General features: G+C 71.3%; 20 protein-coding genes. 11 read left to right on the forward strand and 9 right to left on the reverse strand.

What is annotated here, in order from left to right; translation table 11 throughout:
• Positions 1 to 37: 37 nt before the first annotated feature.
• On the reverse strand, positions 38 to 1,333 hold the full coding sequence (locus ACTH43_RS10490; protein WP_441444847.1) for a mannose-1-phosphate guanylyltransferase: 1,296 nt from the start codon (positions 1,331 to 1,333) through the stop codon (positions 38 to 40).
• A gap of 29 nt (positions 1,334 to 1,362) precedes the next feature.
• Complete coding sequence (locus tag ACTH43_RS10495) at positions 1,363 to 1,539, reverse strand: hypothetical protein (RefSeq protein WP_441444848.1); 177 nt, start codon at positions 1,537 to 1,539, stop codon at positions 1,363 to 1,365.
• Between the two features lie 414 nt (positions 1,540 to 1,953).
• Here ACTH43_RS10495 and ACTH43_RS10500 point away from each other — a divergent pair, with 414 nt between their 5' ends.
• The 3 genes from ACTH43_RS10500 to ACTH43_RS10510 are packed head-to-tail and all read left to right on the forward strand — an operon-like array spanning position 1,954 to position 4,578.
• A complete protein-coding gene (locus ACTH43_RS10500; RefSeq protein ID WP_441444849.1) occupies positions 1,954 to 3,255 on the forward strand; it encodes a hypothetical protein in 1,302 nt (433 codons plus the stop codon).
• A 37-nt stretch (positions 3,256 to 3,292) separates the two neighbouring features.
• Entirely contained in the window at positions 3,293 to 4,051 is a 759-nt protein-coding gene (locus ACTH43_RS10505) for a glycosyltransferase family 2 protein (RefSeq protein ID WP_441444850.1), read from the forward strand.
• On the forward strand, positions 4,048 to 4,578 hold the full coding sequence (locus tag ACTH43_RS10510; RefSeq protein ID WP_441444851.1) for a hypothetical protein: 531 nt from the start codon (positions 4,048 to 4,050) through the stop codon (positions 4,576 to 4,578). Before ACTH43_RS10505 ends, ACTH43_RS10510 begins: the two co-directional genes overlap by 4 nt.
• An 18-nt stretch (positions 4,579 to 4,596) precedes the next feature.
• On the opposite strand, the gene ACTH43_RS10515 is transcribed toward ACTH43_RS10510, so the two are convergent.
• From ACTH43_RS10515 to ACTH43_RS10530, 4 genes are all read right to left on the reverse strand, one after another.
• On the reverse strand, positions 4,597 to 5,019 hold the full coding sequence (locus ACTH43_RS10515; RefSeq protein ID WP_441444852.1) for an organic hydroperoxide resistance protein: 423 nt from the start codon (positions 5,017 to 5,019) through the stop codon (positions 4,597 to 4,599).
• A 10-nt stretch (positions 5,020 to 5,029) separates the two neighbouring features.
• On the reverse strand, positions 5,030 to 5,515 hold the full coding sequence (locus ACTH43_RS10520) for a MarR family winged helix-turn-helix transcriptional regulator (protein WP_441444853.1): 486 nt from the start codon (positions 5,513 to 5,515) through the stop codon (positions 5,030 to 5,032).
• A gap of 144 nt (positions 5,516 to 5,659) precedes the next feature.
• Positions 5,660 to 6,685 (reverse strand): aldo/keto reductase, encoded by a 1,026-nt coding sequence (locus ACTH43_RS10525; protein ID WP_441444854.1) that lies wholly within the window; start codon positions 6,683 to 6,685, stop codon positions 5,660 to 5,662.
• 75 nt (positions 6,686 to 6,760) lie between these two features.
• Complete coding sequence (locus ACTH43_RS10530; protein ID WP_441444855.1) at positions 6,761 to 8,071, reverse strand: thermonuclease family protein; 1,311 nt, start codon at positions 8,069 to 8,071, stop codon at positions 6,761 to 6,763.
• A gap of 157 nt (positions 8,072 to 8,228) precedes the next feature.
• Between ACTH43_RS10530 and ACTH43_RS10535 the strand changes: the two genes are divergently transcribed.
• Positions 8,229 to 8,717, forward strand: a complete 489-nt coding sequence (locus ACTH43_RS10535) for a DUF2087 domain-containing protein (protein ID WP_441444856.1) — start codon at positions 8,229 to 8,231, stop codon at positions 8,715 to 8,717.
• Positions 8,718 to 8,738: 21 nt separating this feature from the next.
• Here ACTH43_RS10535 and ACTH43_RS10540 read toward each other — a convergent pair whose 3' ends face one another.
• Positions 8,739 to 8,900 carry a hypothetical protein gene (locus ACTH43_RS10540; RefSeq protein WP_441444857.1) on the reverse strand — a complete coding sequence of 54 codons (162 nt, stop codon included), beginning with the start codon at positions 8,898 to 8,900 and terminating at the stop codon, positions 8,739 to 8,741.
• 454 nt (positions 8,901 to 9,354) lie between these two features.
• Here ACTH43_RS10540 and ACTH43_RS10545 point away from each other — a divergent pair, with 454 nt between their 5' ends.
• From ACTH43_RS10545 to ACTH43_RS10560, 4 genes are all read left to right on the forward strand, one after another.
• On the forward strand, positions 9,355 to 10,251 hold the full coding sequence (locus ACTH43_RS10545; RefSeq protein WP_441444858.1) for an ornithine cyclodeaminase: 897 nt from the start codon (positions 9,355 to 9,357) through the stop codon (positions 10,249 to 10,251).
• Positions 10,248 to 10,706 (forward strand): GNAT family N-acetyltransferase, encoded by a 459-nt coding sequence (locus ACTH43_RS10550; protein ID WP_441444859.1) that lies wholly within the window; start codon positions 10,248 to 10,250, stop codon positions 10,704 to 10,706. Before ACTH43_RS10545 ends, ACTH43_RS10550 begins: the two co-directional genes overlap by 4 nt.
• Positions 10,707 to 10,935: 229 nt before the next feature.
• Complete coding sequence (locus ACTH43_RS10555; RefSeq protein ID WP_441444860.1) at positions 10,936 to 11,085, forward strand: hypothetical protein; 150 nt, start codon at positions 10,936 to 10,938, stop codon at positions 11,083 to 11,085.
• 12 nt (positions 11,086 to 11,097) lie between these two features.
• The gene (locus ACTH43_RS10560) at positions 11,098 to 11,424 is read left to right on the forward strand and encodes a DUF4383 domain-containing protein (RefSeq protein ID WP_441444861.1); all 327 of its coding nucleotides are present in this window, start codon (positions 11,098 to 11,100) and stop codon (positions 11,422 to 11,424) included.
• A gap of 40 nt (positions 11,425 to 11,464) precedes the next feature.
• On the opposite strand, the gene ACTH43_RS10565 is transcribed toward ACTH43_RS10560, so the two are convergent.
• On the reverse strand, positions 11,465 to 12,538 hold the full coding sequence (locus ACTH43_RS10565; protein ID WP_441444862.1) for an erythromycin esterase family protein: 1,074 nt from the start codon (positions 12,536 to 12,538) through the stop codon (positions 11,465 to 11,467).
• Positions 12,539 to 12,610: 72 nt separating this feature from the next.
• Here ACTH43_RS10565 and ACTH43_RS10570 point away from each other — a divergent pair, with 72 nt between their 5' ends.
• A complete protein-coding gene (locus ACTH43_RS10570) occupies positions 12,611 to 12,979 on the forward strand; it encodes an ArsR/SmtB family transcription factor (RefSeq protein WP_441444863.1) in 369 nt (122 codons plus the stop codon).
• Positions 12,976 to 14,685 (forward strand): SulP family inorganic anion transporter, encoded by a 1,710-nt coding sequence (locus tag ACTH43_RS10575; RefSeq protein WP_441444864.1) that lies wholly within the window; start codon positions 12,976 to 12,978, stop codon positions 14,683 to 14,685. The genes ACTH43_RS10570 and ACTH43_RS10575 overlap by 4 nt, the downstream gene beginning before the upstream one ends.
• A gap of 12 nt (positions 14,686 to 14,697) precedes the next feature.
• Here ACTH43_RS10575 and ACTH43_RS10580 read toward each other — a convergent pair whose 3' ends face one another.
• Positions 14,698 to 17,334, reverse strand: coding sequence for an FAD/NAD(P)-binding protein (locus tag ACTH43_RS10580; protein WP_441444865.1), 2,637 nt, complete (start codon positions 17,332 to 17,334; stop codon positions 14,698 to 14,700).
• Between the two features lie 147 nt (positions 17,335 to 17,481).
• Between ACTH43_RS10580 and ACTH43_RS10585 the strand changes: the two genes are divergently transcribed.
• Positions 17,482 to 18,317 (forward strand): amino acid ABC transporter permease (locus tag ACTH43_RS10585; RefSeq protein WP_441444866.1); only part of this gene is annotated, 836 nt, incomplete at its 3' end.

Raw genomic sequence — 18,317 nt, forward strand, 5'->3', positions numbered from 1 at the left:
AGCATCGACGCAGCACGGACGCAGCGGCAGCCCCGCGTCAGCGCAGGTCGTCGCGGCCGCGGTCGCTCAGCTGGGCGACCAGTCCAGCGAGCCGCTGGGCGTCGTCGTCGGCGATCACGAGCAGGGCATCCTCGGTGTCGACGATGCTGATCCCCTGCACCCCGACCAGCGCGATGAGGCGATCCGTGGATCCGTAGACCGTCGCGGTGGAGGACAGCGCGGCGACGGCCTGGCTCCCCAGCACCCGGACGTCGGAGTCTGCAGCGCCGACCGCACGAGCGCCCAGCACGGGGACCCGGCCGTCGGCCGAGGTGGAACCGCTCGCGCCGCCAGTGGCAGCACCTGAGCCGGGGCCGTTCTCCCGCAGCTGCCGGGCGAGCGCCGCGAAGTCACCCACGTCATCCCAGCCGAAGGTCGCGGGCACCACGGCCACCTTGCCGGCGGCGGCGAGCGGCTCGGCGAGGGCATGATCGATCGCGATGCTGGTCAGACGCGGCCAGGTCTCGGCGAGCACCCGGTCGTAGTCCGCCGTGCCATGCACTGCGGCGATCTCCCGCACACCGGCGGCGAGACCAGGGATCTGTGCGGCCAGCTCGTCGAGCAGCACCCGGGCGCGCACCACGAACATGCCGGCATTCCAGAAGAACGTGCCCGCGGTGAAGAACTGCTCCGCGGTCTCGCTGTCGGGCTTCTCGACGAAGCGGGACACCGGCCGAGCACCGGTCGCATGCAGGGCCGCGGCGCCACCGTCCGTGCCGCCGACGGGCCCGGCGTCCCCGCCCTGCTCGATATATCCGAAACCGGTCGCCGCATGAGTGGGCTGGATGCCGAGGGTGACCAGGTAGCCGAGCTCGGCGGCACGCCGTGCCGCTGTGACCGCCTCGCAGAAGGCCTGCTGATCGGTGATCAGATGATCCGCCGCGAACGACCCGATGACCGCGTCGGGCTCCTCGCGCTCCACCAGCGCGGCAGCCAGCGCGATCGCCGGCATCGAGTTGCGTGGGGACGGCTCGACGAGGATCCGTGCCGAGTGCGTCGGGTCGCCGCTCTGCGCCTTGTCCTGCGCCTCGCCCTGCCGCGCGCCTTGCACGCCATGCCGCCCCCGGGGGATGCCCACCTGCTCCTGCACCGCAGAGACATGAACCGCGCCGGTGACCACGATCGGCGAGCGGTCGGCGAGCGGCACGAGCCGCTGCACGGTCTGCTGCAGGAGCGAGGACCCGCTGCCGGTGAGGTCGAGCAGGAACTTGGGACGAGCGCGGCGCGAGAGCGGCCAGAGCCGAGTACCGGCACCGCCGGCCGGGATGATCGGAACGAAAGGAGCCTGCGACATGCGGCGAGCATATCCAGGCCCCGACGGGCTCACAGACTGGTCACGAGCGCCACGATGGCGACCACCAGTGCGGCCGCCCCCAGCCACATCACCCACGGAGGGATCCCTCCGGGCTTGGCGGTGACGTTGGTGATGTAGATCGAGATGACCCAGGCGACGCCGAGCACCGCCGCGAGGACCACCAGCACCACGGTCAAGGCACTCATGCCTCCACCCCGTATTCCCAGTCGGGCACTGTTTCCTCCGTCATCCCAGTCCTGCCTGCATGGAAACCCGCAGTCTATCCGGGGCAGCAGTCTATCCGGGGCAACTGCCTCGGCAGCTGCCTTCGCAGCCGCCCCGGAGACGGTGCGGTGCACGGCGCCCACGGGCGCTCGGAGGCGAGCTCTCGAGGGCAGGAGTTCACGATCCCGAGAGACCGCCGCCACCTCTCGAGCTGCGCACTGACCGCCCCCCCTGGTCGATGCGGCCGGCCCTGTCACGGGGCCGGTCGCATCGACATCGGCTCACCAGGCGCTCTCGTAGGGCCCGGGAGCAGAGCGGCATACTGTCAGCGCCTCGCCTGCTCTGGTCACCCCGCAAGCTCGCGGCACACTCCCGCCGATGAAAGGCCGCCTCCGATGACGACACCCCCGTCCCGCACGCTCCTCGTCCTCATCGCCGGACCGATCGCCGCGGGCAAGAGCGCCGTCTCCCGGGCTCTCGCCAAGGCGCTGCGAGCCGACGGGCACCAGCTCGCGCTGGTGGAGCTGGACCAGATCGCGGACATGGCGCGGCCGACGCTCCCGGACTGGGCCGACGCCCACCGCATCTTCGCCTCGGTCACCACCCAGTGGCTCGACGCAGGCCTGGACCTGGTGATCGCCGAGTCCGTGAGCAGCCGCAGCGAGTTCGATCTCGTGCTCAGAAACGTTCCCGCGGGAACGCCTCTGCTCACGGTGGTTCTCACCTGTGCTGTCGAGACCGCACTGTCCAGGGCTTTGACTGACCCGACCCGCGGGGTCTCCCGGCAGGAGGGTCTCCTGCGCCGCGTACATGCCGAATGGGCACAGCAGAAGCCGCTGATCCCGGCCGACGTCGTACTCGATACCGCCGCTGTGCCGCTCGCCGAGAGCGTGGACCGGATCCGTGCCACGCTCACTGCGCATCTGCCACGAACCGACCGGCAGAGTTCGGTCGACGAGCTGATCGCCGAGGCAACCGCGGCAGACGTGGACGGCTGGGGCTTCGGCTGGCTGGACGGCCGCGCCGCGGAGGAGCGTCCGGACTGGGGCTACGCCGGGCTGCTCGCCGAGGCGGTGGCCGGTGCCGAGCTCGCGATCGATCTCGACACAGGGGGCGGGGAGGTGCTCGGGCAGTGCCCGCGCCTCGCCGCTCAGCAGCACGTCACCGAGTCCTGGCCGCCGAATGCCGCGCAGGCCCTAGCACTGCTGGGCCCGCGCGGGGTGCAGGTGCATGAGACCGAGCCCGGCGCCCGGATCCCGTTGCCCGATGGCACCGCAGATCTGATCACCTCCCGCCACCCGGTGCGCCCGGACTGGCCGGAGATCGCCCGCGTACTCGCCCCGGGAGGCGAGTACCTGGCCCAGCATGTCGGCCCGGGCTCCGCCTTCGCGCTGATCGAGCATTTCGTCGGGCCCACCACCGAGGCTCAGCGCCGCGGCCGCCACCCCGAGGACGAGACCGCCGCGGCGGAGGCCGCGGGACTCGAGGTCACCGTGCTGCGCACCGCGCGCCTGCGGATGGAGTTCTTCGATGTGGGGGCCGTGGTGTGGATCCTGCGGAAATGCGTGTGGTGGGTGCCGGGCTTCGACGTGGACCGCTACCGGGAGCAGCTGCTCGCGATGGACGAGATCATCCGCCTCGAGGGCTCCTTCGTCGCCCACTCCACGCGGCACCTGCTCCGGGCGCGGCGGCGCTGATCCCTCGGTGCGGATAACGTCTGCAGGTGTGGAGACCATGACACCGACCTGTTCCGTCGTCGTGCCCGTGCGGGACGACGCGCGCGAGCTGCGCGGGCTGCTGAGCGCCCTCGCCCAGCAGACGGAACCGCCGCTGGAGATCATCGTGGTGGACAACGGATCGAGCGACCACAGCGCCGCCGTGGCACGCTCCGGGGGCTGCACCGTCCTGACGCACCCGGTGCCGGGCATCGCCGGGGCGGCGGCGCTCGGGTACGACGCCGCTCGCGGTGACCTGATCGTCCGCTGCGATGCCGACAGTCGGCCCCCGCCGGGATGGCTCGCCGCGCACCGGCGGGAGCACACCGCCGCGGCCCCCGGCACGGTGATCGTCACCGGGCCGGGCCTGTTCCGCCTTCCTCGGCCGTGGGCGGGGCTCGTCTCTGCCGTCTACGTCGGCGGATATCTGCTGCTGACGGCGGCGGCGCTGGGTCACTTCCCGGCGTTCGGCACCACGATGTCGATGCCGCGGTCCTGGTGGGAGCAGGCGCGGGAGGGGGCCTCGCGCAGCGCGGAGGTGCACGACGACATGGACCTCTCGTTCCAGGTGCGGCCGGGCCAGAGGGTGCAGTTCTCGCGCGAGGTCGGCGTCACCATGTCCTCGCGGGCACTGGCCCTGGACCGCGGCCAGCTGCTGCGCTGGCGCCGGGCCGCGCTCACCCTCCGTCGCAACTGGCGTCGAGAGCGGCCGTGGGAGCGCTGGGTGGCACGGTGTCGCGGGTCCCTCACCGTCACCGCGGCGCGGCCCGGCAGATGAGCGGCCGCGCAGCGGGCGTCGCCCGATCGGTGGCGCTGCTGCCGGTGCGGTGGTCGGGGTTGGCACTGGCCCTCGGCTTCGCCCTCACCGGCCATTGGGTGGAGGTGGCGGTGTCGATGCTGGTCGCGCTCGCGCAGGTGGTGGCGTGGCGGTCGGGCTTGCCGATCCGCTGGGAGATCGCGACCTCGCTGGCGTGCCTGGTCGCGGCGATCAGCTCGTTCCTGCTGCTGTACGAGAGGCTTCCGTGGTGGGACCTGCCCGTGCACGCAGCACTCACCGGCCTGCTGGCCGTGCTGGTGGCGCGCGTGCTGCACCGTTCGCGGCCGCCGGCGGCGAGGGTGATCACCACCGGGGCGCTGCTGGCGGTGGTGTGGGAGCTGATGGAGCTGGCCGGCCACCGCTGGGTGGACCCCACCGTCCACGTCACCCCGGCGGACACCCTCACCGATCTCCTGGCAGGGTTCGCGGGGACCATGGTCGCCGCACTGCTGTGGAGCCGACGCGCGGCCGTCACGGAGAATTCATGACGGCCGCCGGGGCGCGCTTCAGTCGTCCGAGACGGTGACGGTCACCTGGATGTTGCCGCGGGTGGCGTTCGAGTAGGGGCATACCTGGTGGGCGGCGTCCGCGAGCTCCTGCGCCTGCTCGTGCGCGAGGTTCGGGATGACCACCTCGAGCTCGACGGCCAGCTGGAAGCCTCCGTTCTCGTCCGGCCCGATCTGCACCCGTGCGCCGACGGTCGAGTCGGTGACATCGGCCTTGTTCTGGCGTGCGACCAGGGTCAGCGCGGAGTGGAAGCAGGCGGCGTAGCCGGCGGCGAACAGCTGCTCGGGATTCGCGCCCGCGCCGGTGCCGCCCATCTCCTTCGGCGTGGCCATGTCGAGATCCACCGCACCGTCCACAGTGCGGACGTGACCGTCGCGGCCGGAGCCGGTGGACAGGGATTCTGCGGTATAGAGGGCCTTCATGGGATCTCCTTCATCGATTCCGGCCGGGGCCGGGTGGTTCCTCCGGCGGGGACGCCGGGGGCTCGGTGGCGGCGACGGTGTGCATCGTCCGGGTGAGCGCCTGCAGGGTGTCGATCAGCTCTCGCGCCGCGGCGATGCTGCCGAGCCCGGTGCCTTCGGCGATGCACGCCGGGACGTGGGCGAGCTCATCGCGCAGCTCGCCGCCGCGAGCCGTGAGCACGACGCGCACCACCCGCTGATCCACCTCGCCGCGCGTGCGCTGCACGAGACCGGCGGCCTCCATGCGGCGCAGCATCGGCGAGAGCGTCCCGGAGTCGAGCTGGAGGGTCTCCCCCAGCGCCGAGACGGTCTTCTCCTCATCGCTCCACAGCACCACGAGCACCAGGTACTGGCCGTAGGTCAGCCCCCAAGGCTCGAGCAGGGCCCGATACGCCTGGGTCGTGGCCCGCTGGGCCGCGTAGAGGGAGAAGCAGACCATCTCATCCGTCGTCGCCATGCGGAAAGAATTGCACACAATTAAATTGCGCACAACCTTTTAGGCGCGACTGTGGCCACCGCCGCGCCACCGCGCCACCGTAGGCGGCGCCACCCGGGCACGGCGCCGCCGGCCCGCGCGGCGCTCGGCCCCCGGTGGAGCGGGTCAGCGGCGAGAGCCCGGGGGCCGTCCCGGGACGCTCTCGCTCGGCGCCAGCGCACCCGAGACCTGGTGGGGGACGTACGGCGCCTCGAGCGCAGCGATCTCGTCGACCGTGAGCTCGAGGTCGAGCCCGCCGAGAGCACTATCGAGATGGCTGATCTTCGTGGCGCCGATGATCGGGGAGACCACCGGATCCTTCGCGAGCAGCCAGGCCAGTGCCACATGCACGCGCTCGACGCCGCGGTCCTCGGCGATCCGCGCGACGTGCTCGACGATCGCGCGGTCCGTGTCCTCTGTCGAGTCGTACTTCGTCTGCGCGGTGGCGTCGGTGCGGGCGCGTTCGGTGTCCGCGTTCCAGTCGCGGGTGAGGCGCCCGGCGGCGAGCGGGCTGTACGGGGTGGAGGCGACGCCCAGCTCCCGCAGCAGCGGCATCATCTCCCGCTCCTCCTCGCGGTAGAGGAGGTTGTAGTGGTTCTGCATCGAGATGAATTTCGTCCACCCGTTCACCTCGGCCACGTGCTGCGCCTGCAGGAACTGCCAGGAGAACATCGCCGAGGCGCCGATGTAGCGGACCTTGCCCGAGCGCACCACATCGTCCAGGGCGCGCATCGTCTCCTCGATCGGGACCGTGTAGTCCCAGCGGTGGATGATGTAGAGGTCGATGTAGTCGGTGCCGAGCCGCCGCAGGCTGGCCTCTACCTCGGCGAGGATCGCCTTGCGGGAGAGACCGGCGCCGTTGGGCCCGTCGTGCATCCGCCCGTGCACCTTGGTGGCAAGCACGATCTCGTCCCGCTTCGCATAGTCCACCAGCGCCCTGCCGAGGATCTCCTCGCTGCGGCCGATCGAGTAGACGTTCGCGGTGTCGAAGAAGTTGATGCCGACGTCGAGGGCGTGCCTGATGACGGGGCGGGCCGCATCTTCCTCGAGCACCCACTGGTGGATCCAACTCTCGGGGTCCCCGAAGCCCATCGCGCCCAGACAGAGGCGCGAGACGTCCAGACCAGCGCTGCCGAGCTTCACATACTCCATGGCGTGCTCCTCCTGCTGGGTGCATCCGGGCCGCGACTGCCCGGCGGGCCCATCCTCGCATCAGCCGCGAAGCGGTCAGCTGCACTTCCGGAAGGTCTTCCCTCCGGGCATGCCGTATCGCTTACCCGTGTACCCGCCGGCGTCGGCGTGCGGGATCTCGGGCCCGTACGGGACGCAGCTCGAGCTCGACGGGGATCCAGATCCGTTCGAGCCGCCCCGGCCCGAGGACTTCCCTTCGGAGGACGAGCCGCCAGAGGACCCAGAGCTGCCCGAGCCGCTGCCGGAACCACCGCCCGAGCTGGACCCTCCGGACGAGGAGCTCTTCGACCCGGAGCTCGAGCTCTTCGACCCGGAGTTCGAGCTCTTCCCGGCAGGCTGCTGCGCGGTCGTGGAGGCGACGGGCCGCTTCGGCTTCTCCCGCTCCTCGCGCTCCTTGCGCTCCTGTTCCTCCCGTTCCAGACGCTCCTGCTCCTCGCGTTCCAGGCGCTCCTGCTCGAGGCGCTCCTCCTCCTTGCGACGCTCCTCCTCGAGGCGCTCCTGCTCGATCCGCTCCTGCTCCTCGTCGTAGGCGATCTTCAGCTCGTCGAAAGTGGTGTGTGCGGACTCCGCCTGCTCGCGCAGACCGCCTGCGTCCTCACGCAGATCCTGGAGATACGACTCGAGCAGCGGTCCGGCCAACACCGCATTGCCCAGGCCGGGCAGACCGCCGACGTCGAGGCCTGCGATGAAGACATCCAGCTCCTCGAGCACGCTCGTCGCGCCGGCGAGCGCATCGCCCGGGTCGCCCTCCACCGTCGTCGGCACCTGATCCACAGCGGCGCCCTGGGCCTGAAGCTGCGAGGGAAGGGTGCACTCGATCTCCGCCGAGAACAGACCCACCTGACTCTCGCGTGCCTCCAGCGATGCCTTCTCCACCTCGGGCAGGAAGCGATCATTCGGGGCGAAGTAGACCGGCACTCCCAGCCCTGCCGCAGCGATCTCCGCGTTGATCAGCGATTCCGATTCATAGACCGTGGCCAGAGTGCGGTCATAGCGGTCCAGGCGCTCCTCGTCGTACTCGAGTTCGATCTCCGTTCCAGCGGGCAGCCGCTCGGTAAGAAACGCTGTCGCCTCGGGCCCGAGGCACTGGACCTCTTCGTCCGGGTGCTTGGTCTCGGGGGTGTCCACGTTGAGCAGCCGAACGGTGGTCTCCTCGCCATCGATGAGCGCCACGAGGGTGTCGCCATCGATCACCCGCACCACCTCACCCCGACGGTCGCCGTCCCCGCCGAACGCAGCGAACGCCGTCGCGCCGACGAGAACGATGCCGATGAGGGCCGCACCCCTGACCGCCCACCAGCGGACACCCCTGACCGGACTCAGCGGCGCACCGCTGTGCATGCCCATGACCACCTGTGACGCTCCTTAGCTCACCTGACAACTCCTCCCGTGAGCATCCCCCAGGTGGCTGACTCTGGGACACGTGCCGGCCGTAAGTACCCGACCTCACACTCGTGACATGGCAAGCTGTCCGCCGCCCCTCCCCACAGGAAGCAGCTCCACGATGCCCACCTCGCACGATCTCGCCATCCCACTTGGTCACGCCCGGATGCTGTTCGCAATGCTCTCGACCCCGAAGCTGCGCCGCGGTCTCGCCCAGCTGCTGGCGGGCGATGGACCTTCGGAGGATCCTGCGGTGCGTGGGCCGCTCTCCCGGCTCGGCTGGCTCGCGAGCGACGGCGAGGCCGATGTGGCGACCCTGCGCGAGATCACCGAGGCGCTCGGCGTGATGCGTTCCGACGAGGCGATCCTCGCGGCAGGCAGGCTGGAGGGGATCCCGGTGAAGACCGAGGAATCACGCGCGGTGAGCAGCCGGATCGCGCAGATCGTGTTCGAGCGCGTCGGGTCGGAGCGCACCCTCACCGAGGGTGAATTGAACGCCGCGATCGCAATGTTCGCCGCGGATGTCGCCCTGGTGCGGCGGGATGCGGTAGATGCGGGAGTGCTGACCCGTTCCGCCGACGGTGCTGCCTACCGTCTCACCGCCGAGTGACCGCTGGTCGTGCCCCGCGGGTCAGCCGCCGAGGTTCTTCTTGAGCAGGTGGATCACTCTTCTGATCACCGGCAGGCCGAAGAGCACGACGACCCACAGCATGCTGATGTTGTAGCCCATGGCCCTCATGGCGATGATCGCGAAAACCGCTACGCCGATGAAGGGGACGAGCATCGCGATCACCCGGCTGATCGTTCCGCGAGTGCCCCGGGTACTCCCTTCGCTCGACGTCCCGGTGAAGCTCGATGTCCAGGGAGAGTTCTGACCGCGGCCTTCCGAGTTCGCAGCATCTCCGGTGGCATCTCCGAAACGAGGCGCCATCGACTCCGCATCCTGCGCGCCGTCTCTTCCGTGGGGGTCCGGCTCCGCTGCGGGCCAGGAGTCCCGAGCGCCCCGGGGGTTCTGCGGGACGTCGGAGGAGAAGTCGGAAGAGAAACCTCCGGAGTCTCGCCCTCCGCCCGGTGTTCCACCGCCGCTGCGGTCCCCTCCACCCAGCCAGGACGGGTCCCCACCCGGTCCGTGATCGTCGTTCCCCCATCGATTCGTCATGCGAATACTGTAGGCGCCCGGGCCGCTCCCCGAGCTCGCATCTCGGTGTCCCACTGCGCGCTGCGGGCGTGCGCGATACGGTCGACGGATGCCCCATCTCAGCGATGACCAGGTCCGTGATCTCCTCCCCTCCCCTGCGCGTGCGGTCGAGCTGATGCGCGAGACGCTCCTCGCCCTGGCCGATGGCTCCGCCTCAGTGACTCCGAAGTCCCAGGTGATCCATGAGCAGGGTGGGTTCGCGAACGCGATGCCCGCGGCCTGGCCGGAGCGCGGGCTGCTGGGAATGAAGTGGGTGGTGGTCACGCCCTCGAACCGTGCCCGCGGCAAGGACATGATCGGTGGCCTGATGGTGCTCTCCGGGGCCGACGGCACCACCCGCGCCACGTTGGATGCCGCCGAGCTGACGGCCCTGCGCACCGCCGCGGTCACCGGTGCCTCGCTCGCCCTGGACGGGCGGCCGATCACCTTCGTCGGCACCGGCGTCCAGGCCCGCTCCCATGCCCGGGTCATCGAGGCGCTCGGTCGCGGCCCGCTCACGGTCTGGGGACGTCGCCCGGAGGCCCTCGAGGAGCTCACCGCCTGGTGCGCCCAGCACACCCCGGACCTCGAGCTGCGCACCACCACCGACCGCGCTGCCGCCCTGGACGGGGCGGGCGTCGTGATCAGCGGGCTGCCGATCGGGCTGACGGGCACCGCGCTCGCCCCCGGCGAGGTCGCCCCCGACACCACCCTGCTCCCCGTGGACTACGCCTCGGTGGCGGGCGCGGAGATCTCCCGCACGGGCACCGTGGTCGCGGACGATCCGGCGCAGTTCGAGGCACTGCGCCCGCTCAAGCACGGAGCGGACTACCCGCACGCGACCGGTGCCACCGGCGATCTGCTGCGCAGCGGTCGGCCCGAGGGACTGCTCGTCGTGCAGAACCTGGGCTCGGGCCTCGGCGACGTGGTGCTCGCCGACGTCGTCGCCCAGGCGGCCGGCGCATGAATGCACTGAGCATCCGCCCGCTCACGGAGGAGCTGGTCGAGGCGATGTCCGTAGCGAAGCCGGGCTGGGGTTCCGCCGCTCCGGCCTGGCTGGAGAGCATGCGCGCGGGTCGCAGCACCCTCCTGGTCGCGGTCGACGGCGAGGACCCGGTCGGGGTGGCGCAGCTGGTCCACGACGAGATCCCCGAGGCCTGCAACGTCGGCGTCCTGGAGTCGCACCGCGGCCGGGGCATCGGCGCGGCGCTGATGCGCGAGGCCGAGCAGCTCGCTGAGCCAGCCGGGCGGCTCCGCCTCGGCGTCGGCACGGACAACCCCGACGCCCGCCGGCTCTACGAGCGGCTCGGTTATCGCGGGCTCGGCGAGCTCGTCACCACGACCTACGACTACATGGACGACGAGGGCGTGCGCCGCACCGCCACGGAGACCGACGAATGGATGGAGAAGGACCTGAGCTGACGCGCGCCGCGCCTCCCGCCGCGCGGCGCCATCGCCTCTCCGTCCCGTCACCCCTCCGTCCCGTTGCCCTTCGTCCCGTCGGCCCCTTCCACGCCGTTCGACACGGGCGTACTCTGAAATCCACAGCGTCGAGCGGATCACCCGCTTCCCAGCCGTGCGGTCGGTGCGAGCACCGCCCCGGCCGGCCCGTCGGAGCTCCTGCACGGAGCACACGAACGGAGGGACAGACATGTTCATCGACGGCCCCGTCCACCCACCCCTGACCCGCGCGGACGACGACCCCGCGCGCGCACCCGTGAGGTGGGCCGCGATCATCTGCGGGATGTTCTTCCTCGCGATCGGCTTCGCAGGATTCTTCCCCGGCTTGACGTCGAACTAGAACAACATCGAGATGGGCTACGGCTCCGAGGCGATGGTGCTGGGCATCTTCCAGGTGTCCGCGCTGCACAACCTCGTCCACCTGCTCTTCGGCGCCGTCACCATCGCGCAGTCGAGATTCTCGTACTCGGCGCGCCGGATCCTGCGCATCGGCGGCGGCCTCGCCGCAGTGCTGTGGCTCTTCGGCCTGCTCGTCGACCCGAACTCGTACTCGAACTTCCTGCCGCTGAACCTCGTCGACACCTGGGCGTACTTCGTCCTGGCGATCGTCATGATCGGGCTCTCGTTCCTCTCCGGCGACGTCACGCACGCCACAGCGAAGGCCGACCACCGCTCCTGAACGTCGGCCATGGGCCGACGACGCGCGTGCTCCGACGCCCCTACCGCAGCACGGCGCGCGTCGCCGTGGCATCCGCCGTGCTGCCTGGCAGGTGGATGAGCGCCGAGAAATCGGTGGAGGCTCTGCGCACCTCGAAGGTGTCCCGCACGGCCCGTGAGTCAGTGAACAGGGACGTGTCCACCTGCCAGCCGATGAACCGGCGGGGGCCGGGGTGCACGAACTCCTCGCTGGTCACGACGGCTCGGCCGAGCTCGGCGAGCGCGCGGTCGGTGGTGTCCGCGTGGACCGGCGGCAGCGGCACCGCCGCGTAGTCGTCTCTGCCGGTCGAAGGGTCCACAGCCCGGCATTCACCCTCGCCGCACAGCATCCCCACTGGCACGTACCGCTCCCCGAGCGCCTGGTCGATCAGGTGCCCCATCGTCGGTCCGCCCCAGCCCTCGGGGTTCCGGGCGAGGTGCTCGTTGTGCGCCCAGAGCACGGTGATCCCGTGGCGGGGCAGGTTCTCGAGCAGGGTGTCGGCCATGTGGGCCTCGCGGCGGTGCAGCCGGGTGAGGTCCGGCGCGAGCAGGTACGCGTCGGCGTGACGGCGGAGATTCTGCGCGAGCGCCGCCGTCTGCGGATCTCCGTCGGCCTCGAGCGTGCGGCACACCTGCACCAGCGCGCTCACCCCGTCGGCCGTGAGCGCATCGCGAGCAGCGACCGCGCGCAGCGCCGGCGCCTGTGCACCCCTCTCGAGCAGCGCGCGAGCGGTGCGATAGGGCTTGGAGATGTCGACCCCGAGGAACCGGGGTCGCCCCGCTGTGGGGAGGGTCGCGATGATCTGCTGCAGGGTGCGCAGGCCATCCCGGATGGTCGTGGTGTTCCAGAGCGAGCTGCCCAGGTCCCAGGCGGCGTCGAGGTCTCCCCCTCCGCGCAGCGCGGCATCGACCTGCAGGCCTACCGTGAAGGACTCCTCGAATGCGAGCATCGCGAGGCTGCCCGTCCGGGCCAGCTTGTGGATCATCTCGAACTTCAGGGCGAACGCCTCAGCGGTTCCGTGCGTGGGCTCCCCCAGCCCCAGCACCGCGTCCTCCGCGAGGCCCGAGAGGAGTCTGCTGACGAGGGAGGCGCTCATACGGACAGCTTTCCATCACGTTGGTCACCATCGCGTGCGACCCGCACTCCCCCGCGATATGATGATTTCATCATGCCACTATCTCAGAGCCAGCGTCCCCTCTACGAGGTCAAGGCCAACCTGTTCAAGGGGCTCTCCCACCCGTTCCGCATCCGCCTGCTCGAGCTGCTCGCCGACGCCGACGAAGTCAGCGTCGCCGCGCTCCAGGCCGAGACCGAGCTCGAGGCCTCCCACCTCTCCCAGCATCTGGCCGTGCTGCGTCGCCACCACCTGGTGACCTCCGAGCGTCGCGCGAGCCACGTCTACTACCGCCTGGCCGATCCGCGCATCCGCGAGCTGCTGGCGGTGGCCCGCGCCCTCCTGCTGAACATGCTCAGCGAGGACCGTGCACGGCTGGATGCCGCCCAGAGCCTGCCCGAGATCAAGGCGGCACAGCGATGACCGCCCCCGCCCTCTCCGCGCGTCTGCGCACGGCATTGGTGCGCTCCCGCGGCCTGTGGCCCGCCCGCGAGGACTACCGCCTGCTGCCGAAGACCTGGCGGAAGGACCTGCTCGCGGGCGTGACCGTCGGCATCGTCGCGCTGCCGCTCGCGCTCGGCTTCGGCGTCAGCTCCGGCCTCACCGCGGAGCAGGGGCTCATCACCGCGATCGTCGCCGGACTGCTCGCCGCCGTGTTCGGCGGCTCGAACGTGCAGGTCTCAGGGCCGACGGGGGCCATGGTGGTGGTCCTGGTCCCGATCGTCGCCAACTACGGCGTGGGCGCGATCGCGGCCGTGACCCTGCTGGCCGGGCTGATCGTCACGGTCACCGGACTGCTGCGCCTGGGGAAGGTCGTCTCGATCATCCCGTGGCCGGTGATCGAGGGGTTCACACTCGGCATCGCCTGCATCATCTTCATGCAGCAGATCCCGCTGATCACCTCCGCGGATCCGGCCGCGCCGGGCGAGCACAGCTCGAACGCCCTGGTCGCCGCCGCGCAGTCCCTCATCGCCGCGGACCCCGCCTACCTGCTGTGGGCACTGGGGGCGGTGGCGATCGTGGCGGCCTGCATGGTGATCGCGCCCCGGATCCATCCCTCGATCCCCGGCTCCCTCATCGGGATCGCCGTCGTCGCACTGCTGGCCGTGCTGATCCCCGGTCCGCTGGCCACGATCGGCGCGATCCCCGCGAGCCTGCCCGCCCCCTCGCTGCCGCGCATCGATCCCGAGCTGCTGGGCGTGCTGCTGCCGGCCGCCGCCACCGTCGCGGCGCTCGCTGCGATCGAGTCGCTGCTCTCCGCGCGGGTGGCCGGCTCCATGGCGGACACCGGCGCCTTCGACCCCGACCGCGAGCTGGTGGGACAGGGGATCGCCTCGATCGGCGCGTCCCTGTTCGGCGGCATGCCCGCGACCGGCGCGATCGCCCGCACCTCGGTGTCGATCCGCGCCGGGGCCCGCACCCGCGCAGCCTCGATCGTGCACGCGCTGGTGCTGCTCGCGGTGGTGTACGTCGCGGCCGGACCGGTGGGGATGATCCCGCTGGCGGCCCTGGCCGGGGTGCTGTTCATGACCGCGATCCGGATGGTGCGCCTGGCCACGGTGCGGGCAATCATGACCTCCACCCGCTCCGATGCCTGGATCTTCGCGATCACCGCATTGATCACCGTGTCCTTCGACCTGATCGTCGCGGTGCTGATCGGCGTGACGCTCGCAGCGGTCGTCGCCCTGCGCGCCGCCTCCCGCTCGACCGGCGTGACGCTCGAACCGATCCGCGCAGAGCAGCCCAGCGAGCTCGACACCTCGATCGTCGCAGTCCGCTTCCAGGGACCGCTGTTCTTCGTCTCTTCCGAGCGGGTCTTCGAGACGGTCATGGGAGTGGGCGAGGTGACCGTGGTGATCCTGCGGCTGGCCCGCCTCGAGCGGGTCGACGCCTCCGGCGCCCAGGTGCTGGCAGAGCTCGTGCGCGGGCTCGAGCGGCGCGGCATCACGGTGCTGATCAAGGGGGTGCAGGACAGCCACAGCTCCCTGTTCCGCCAGGTCGGAGTGCTCGCGGCACTGCGCCACCACAAGCACCTGTTCGTGGACTTCGACAGCGCGCTCGAGCACGCGAGATCGCACGTGGAGCGGGCGCGCGCCGCGCAGCCGCCGTCCGCCGTCGCGGGATCCTGAGGCGGCAACCTCTCAGGCGACGCGCACCAGCTCCCGGCGGAGCCGGCTCAGCTCATCCCGGGTGCTCCACCCGCTGAACAGACCGGCTCCCGGCTCGAGCTCGCGCCCCTCGGCGAGGGTGCCGACCCGCACGGGCTCGTAGCCGATCAGATGCAGCAACCGGCCCACGGCATCGGCGGCTCGCTGATCGTCGGCCGCCACGGCGATCGCCCGCCGCTGTGGATCGCCGTCCTCGCGGCCGTGGTCCTCGACGTCGTGATAGCCGATGTGGTTCAGGGTCTTCACCACGTGCGCCGCGGGCAGGCGGGCCGCGAGCAGCTCGCTCGTGGACAGCAGTCCGTCGAGGTCGCCGAGCTCGGCGCGGGCGGCCGCGACCGCGGCGGCGTCCGCCTCGCCCCAGGGATTGGTCGCGTCGATCACCACGACGTCCTGGAATGCGGCGGGCTCGAGGGCGAGGGCGACATGCAGAGGCACCGTGATCGCGACGACGTCGCAGCTCAACGCGAGGACGTCGGGGCCGACGTGCCTCGCACCGGGCAGCCTCGCGGCGAGCGCGGCAGCCGGGGAGCGCCCGGCCACGGTGACCTCGACACCGCGGCGCAGGGCGGCGCGGGTGAGGGCGCTGCCGATCTTGCCCGGGCCCAGCACCCCCAGGCGCGGAATGCGCGCCGTGCGCGGGACGGTCGCCCCGGCGGACTCCACCGCCGGCTCCACCGCCAACTCGACGGCCGGCTCCACGGGCGACTCGAGGGGCGACTCGATGGAGAGGGTCGCCGTGCTCGGCCGCGCCGTCTCGCCGTGGCGCAGCGCGCCGTGACGCAGCGCGGCATCCAGCAGATCGCGGGCGAGGGCATCGTTGCGACGGTGGCAGGGGGCGTTGGTGCGAGGGCGGGCGAACGCGCCGACGGGCAGCTCGGAGGTCCAGGGGCCGACGGCCCACAGCCGAGGCTGCGCCTGGCCGTCCGGTCCGATCACCCGGTGGTGGGAATCGACCTCGAGCGTGCCGGGTGAGGCGGCGGACTCCTTGCCCACCGCCGTCCCACCGCCGGTCACGAGGTCCCGCAGCAGCGGATTCGTGGACTCGGCCAGGGACGGCTCGGGCAGGAAGGCGTCGACCAGGGCGTCGGTCGTGACGCGCACGCCCGCCCCGCCGCGCGCAGTGAACAGGCCGGAGGCCTCGTCGGCGCTGACCCTCACCTGCGGTCCCAGGAAGTGGACCACCCCGGCACGCTCGAGCGCGAGCAGCTGGTGCAGGCGGTGCGGCGGGGGCCCGGAGTCGACGAAGCTGAACAGTGAGTGCCACCAGCGCGGGTAGCCGCCGGCCTCGCCGCCGCGGAGCCGTGCGGCGGGCAGCTGATCCACGAGCACGCCGTGCAGGCGCAGCAGCAGCTGGAACAGAGCCCGGGCGGAGCTGACGTCCCCGTGGGTGCGGGAGCGGAGGTCGTGCTCGATGTGACGCACCACGGCGTCGCGGGTGACCCGCGGATGGGCATCGCCCTCCAGCCAGGACAGTGGACGGTCCAGCCAGTCGAGGGGCTCCTCACCAGGGGCTGCGAGGGGCGAGGCCGGCACCCAGCGGTGGATCTCTGCGGCGATCAGCGGCACCACGTCGGCGCGGAAGTCGAGGAGGCCGTCGGCGTCCTCCCGCTCGCGCAGCGCCTCGGGGGTGACATGCACGAGGTCGCCGAGCCCAGCGGGCTCGCCCTCGTCGCGGACCTTCGAGTGGTAGGGCACCCCACGGCGCGATCCCACCCAGAGCCGGGGCTCCCGGCCCGAGGGGACATAGTTCAGGCGCCCGTGCTCTCCCGGTCGCGGATCCGGCGTGAACACTCCCCCGCGCCCCTCGGTGAGCAGCGCCATCAGGTCGATGAAGGCCAGGCCCATGCCACGCACGATCACGTCATGCCCGGGGGCGAGGAGGTCCAGCTGCGCGTCGGAGGCCTGGGACGGCGCGAGATAGGTGCCGCCGTGGCGGCGGGCGAAGGAGGACAGCTGGTGCCGGACGGCCGACGGGCGCGCATCGGTATGTCCCGCGGCCAGGAGCAGCAGGTCCGCGCGCAGCGGGTCACGGTCCTCGAGCTCGACCACCCAGCCCGCTCCGTCGACCGCGGCGGTGGGGCGCACCACCGTGGGACGGACCGCGGGAGGGCGCACCGCGGTCGCCGTGGTGCGGTGCACGGTGACCGTGACCGCCTGCGGCAGTCGTGTGAGGACCTGTCCGAAGAACCATTCGAGGTAGAGCGCCTGCACACGCCGGCTCGGGAAGTCCGCGGCCTGCAGCGCCTCGATCTCGGCGAGGCGCTCGGTGCCGGCGGTGGGTGCCTCGATGGTGCCGCGACGGATCCCCTCGGCCCACTCCGCGAGCGAGGGGCCTGCCTGGACGGGGCCGGCGCAGTCGACCGTGTCATCGGGATAGATCGAGACGTCCGCCGCGCGCGAGTTCATCAGCAGCAGCGGGCTCTCCGTGGCCCGCCAGATGCGTCCGGCTCCGGGCATGTGCGGATCCACGATGTCGACCTGCAGCGGGGCGTGCGCGAGGGTCTCGCACAGCGCGGCATTCGCGCCGAGCCGCTCGAGCACGCCGATCGCTCGCGGTCCGCCGCCGATGATCGCCAGGCGCGTGCTCGCTGCCCTGATCGAGGAGTTCATCCGTCGGGATCCCTTCTGAGGTGCTTCTGTGTCATACCGTGACGATCCATAGCCGCCGCCTTGCATGTTCATTAGATTGGCTTATACCGTCGGGTCCTGCAAGCCCGGACCACGCTCCGGTTCACGTTCCGTCACGGAAGGCACCTCATGACCTCGTCCGTCGTCTCCCCTGAGACCGCACGCCGCACGCCCCCGGCCACCCACGCCGCCGGGCATGCCCCGGCGAGGGGACCGCACGAGATGTCGTGCCCGAACGGCCAAGCACCGCCCGAAGACCTCTCCCACCTGCGGGTCGTCCCAGCCCGGCATCCTGGCCGCGTGGTGCTCGCGGTGGTCGTCGGCCTGGTCGTCGCCGCCGTGCTGTACTCCTTCGTCACCAACCCGAGGTGGGAGTGGGGCGTGGTCGCCCAGTGGTTCTTCGCGGAGTCGATCATCCGCGGACTGCTCGAGACGCTGAAGCTGACCGTGCTCGCCGGCGCCCTGGGCTTCAGCCTGGGACTCCTGCTCGCCCTGATGCGCCTGTCCCCGTCGGCCCTGATCTCGGGTGTGAGCTGGACGTTCTCCTGGGTCTTCCGCTCCACCCCGCTGCTGGTGCAGCTGCTGCTCTGGTACAACCTCGGCTACCTGTACGAGCAGGTGCGGCTCGGGATCCCGTTCACCGATGCGACCTTCTTCGAAGCACGCACCAGCGACCTGATGACGCCGATGCTCGCCGCGGTGCTGGGCCTGGGCCTGCACCAGGCGGCCTACTCCGCAGAGCTGATCCGCGGCGGCATCCTCTCGGTGGACCAGGGCCAGCTGGAGGCGGCGAGCGCGCTCGGCATCCCCGCCCGAGACCGTTCGCTGCGGATCGTGCTGCCGCAGGCGATGCGCGCGATCCTGCCGCCCGCCTTCAACGAGATCATCGGCCTGGTCAAGGGCACCTCGATCGTCTACGTGCTCGCCCATGCGGAGCTGTTCTTCACCATCCAGCTGATCTACGG

The organism is Brachybacterium sp. (assembly GCF_052095815.1).
In the GTDB taxonomy this organism is placed as follows: domain Bacteria; phylum Actinomycetota; class Actinomycetes; order Actinomycetales; family Dermabacteraceae; genus Brachybacterium.

Excerpts from the sequence above, each read along its gene's own strand:
- ACTH43_RS10490 (WP_441444847.1), bottom strand. The coding sequence starts at position 1,333 with ATGTCGCAGGCTCCTTTCGTTCCGATCATCCCGGCCGGCGGTGCCGGT.
- ACTH43_RS10495 (WP_441444848.1), bottom strand. The coding sequence starts at position 1,539 with ATGAGTGCCTTGACCGTGGTGCTGGTGGTCCTCGCGGCGGTGCTCGGC.
- ACTH43_RS10500 (WP_441444849.1), top strand. The coding sequence starts at position 1,954 with ATGACGACACCCCCGTCCCGCACGCTCCTCGTCCTCATCGCCGGACCG.
- ACTH43_RS10505 (WP_441444850.1), top strand. The coding sequence starts at position 3,293 with ATGACACCGACCTGTTCCGTCGTCGTGCCCGTGCGGGACGACGCGCGC.
- ACTH43_RS10510 (WP_441444851.1), top strand. The coding sequence starts at position 4,048 with ATGAGCGGCCGCGCAGCGGGCGTCGCCCGATCGGTGGCGCTGCTGCCG.
- ACTH43_RS10515 (WP_441444852.1), bottom strand. The coding sequence starts at position 5,019 with ATGAAGGCCCTCTATACCGCAGAATCCCTGTCCACCGGCTCCGGCCGC.
- ACTH43_RS10520 (WP_441444853.1), bottom strand. The coding sequence starts at position 5,515 with ATGGCGACGACGGATGAGATGGTCTGCTTCTCCCTCTACGCGGCCCAG.
- ACTH43_RS10525 (WP_441444854.1), bottom strand. The coding sequence starts at position 6,685 with ATGGAGTATGTGAAGCTCGGCAGCGCTGGTCTGGACGTCTCGCGCCTC.
- ACTH43_RS10530 (WP_441444855.1), bottom strand. The coding sequence starts at position 8,071 with ATGGGCATGCACAGCGGTGCGCCGCTGAGTCCGGTCAGGGGTGTCCGC.
- ACTH43_RS10535 (WP_441444856.1), top strand. The coding sequence starts at position 8,229 with ATGCCCACCTCGCACGATCTCGCCATCCCACTTGGTCACGCCCGGATG.
- ACTH43_RS10545 (WP_441444858.1), top strand. The coding sequence starts at position 9,355 with ATGCCCCATCTCAGCGATGACCAGGTCCGTGATCTCCTCCCCTCCCCT.
- ACTH43_RS10550 (WP_441444859.1), top strand. The coding sequence starts at position 10,248 with ATGAATGCACTGAGCATCCGCCCGCTCACGGAGGAGCTGGTCGAGGCG.
- ACTH43_RS10555 (WP_441444860.1), top strand. The coding sequence starts at position 10,936 with ATGTTCATCGACGGCCCCGTCCACCCACCCCTGACCCGCGCGGACGAC.
- ACTH43_RS10560 (WP_441444861.1), top strand. The coding sequence starts at position 11,098 with ATGGGCTACGGCTCCGAGGCGATGGTGCTGGGCATCTTCCAGGTGTCC.
- ACTH43_RS10565 (WP_441444862.1), bottom strand. The coding sequence starts at position 12,538 with ATGAGCGCCTCCCTCGTCAGCAGACTCCTCTCGGGCCTCGCGGAGGAC.
- ACTH43_RS10570 (WP_441444863.1), top strand. The coding sequence starts at position 12,611 with ATGCCACTATCTCAGAGCCAGCGTCCCCTCTACGAGGTCAAGGCCAAC.
- ACTH43_RS10575 (WP_441444864.1), top strand. The coding sequence starts at position 12,976 with ATGACCGCCCCCGCCCTCTCCGCGCGTCTGCGCACGGCATTGGTGCGC.
- ACTH43_RS10580 (WP_441444865.1), bottom strand. The coding sequence starts at position 17,334 with ATGAACTCCTCGATCAGGGCAGCGAGCACGCGCCTGGCGATCATCGGC.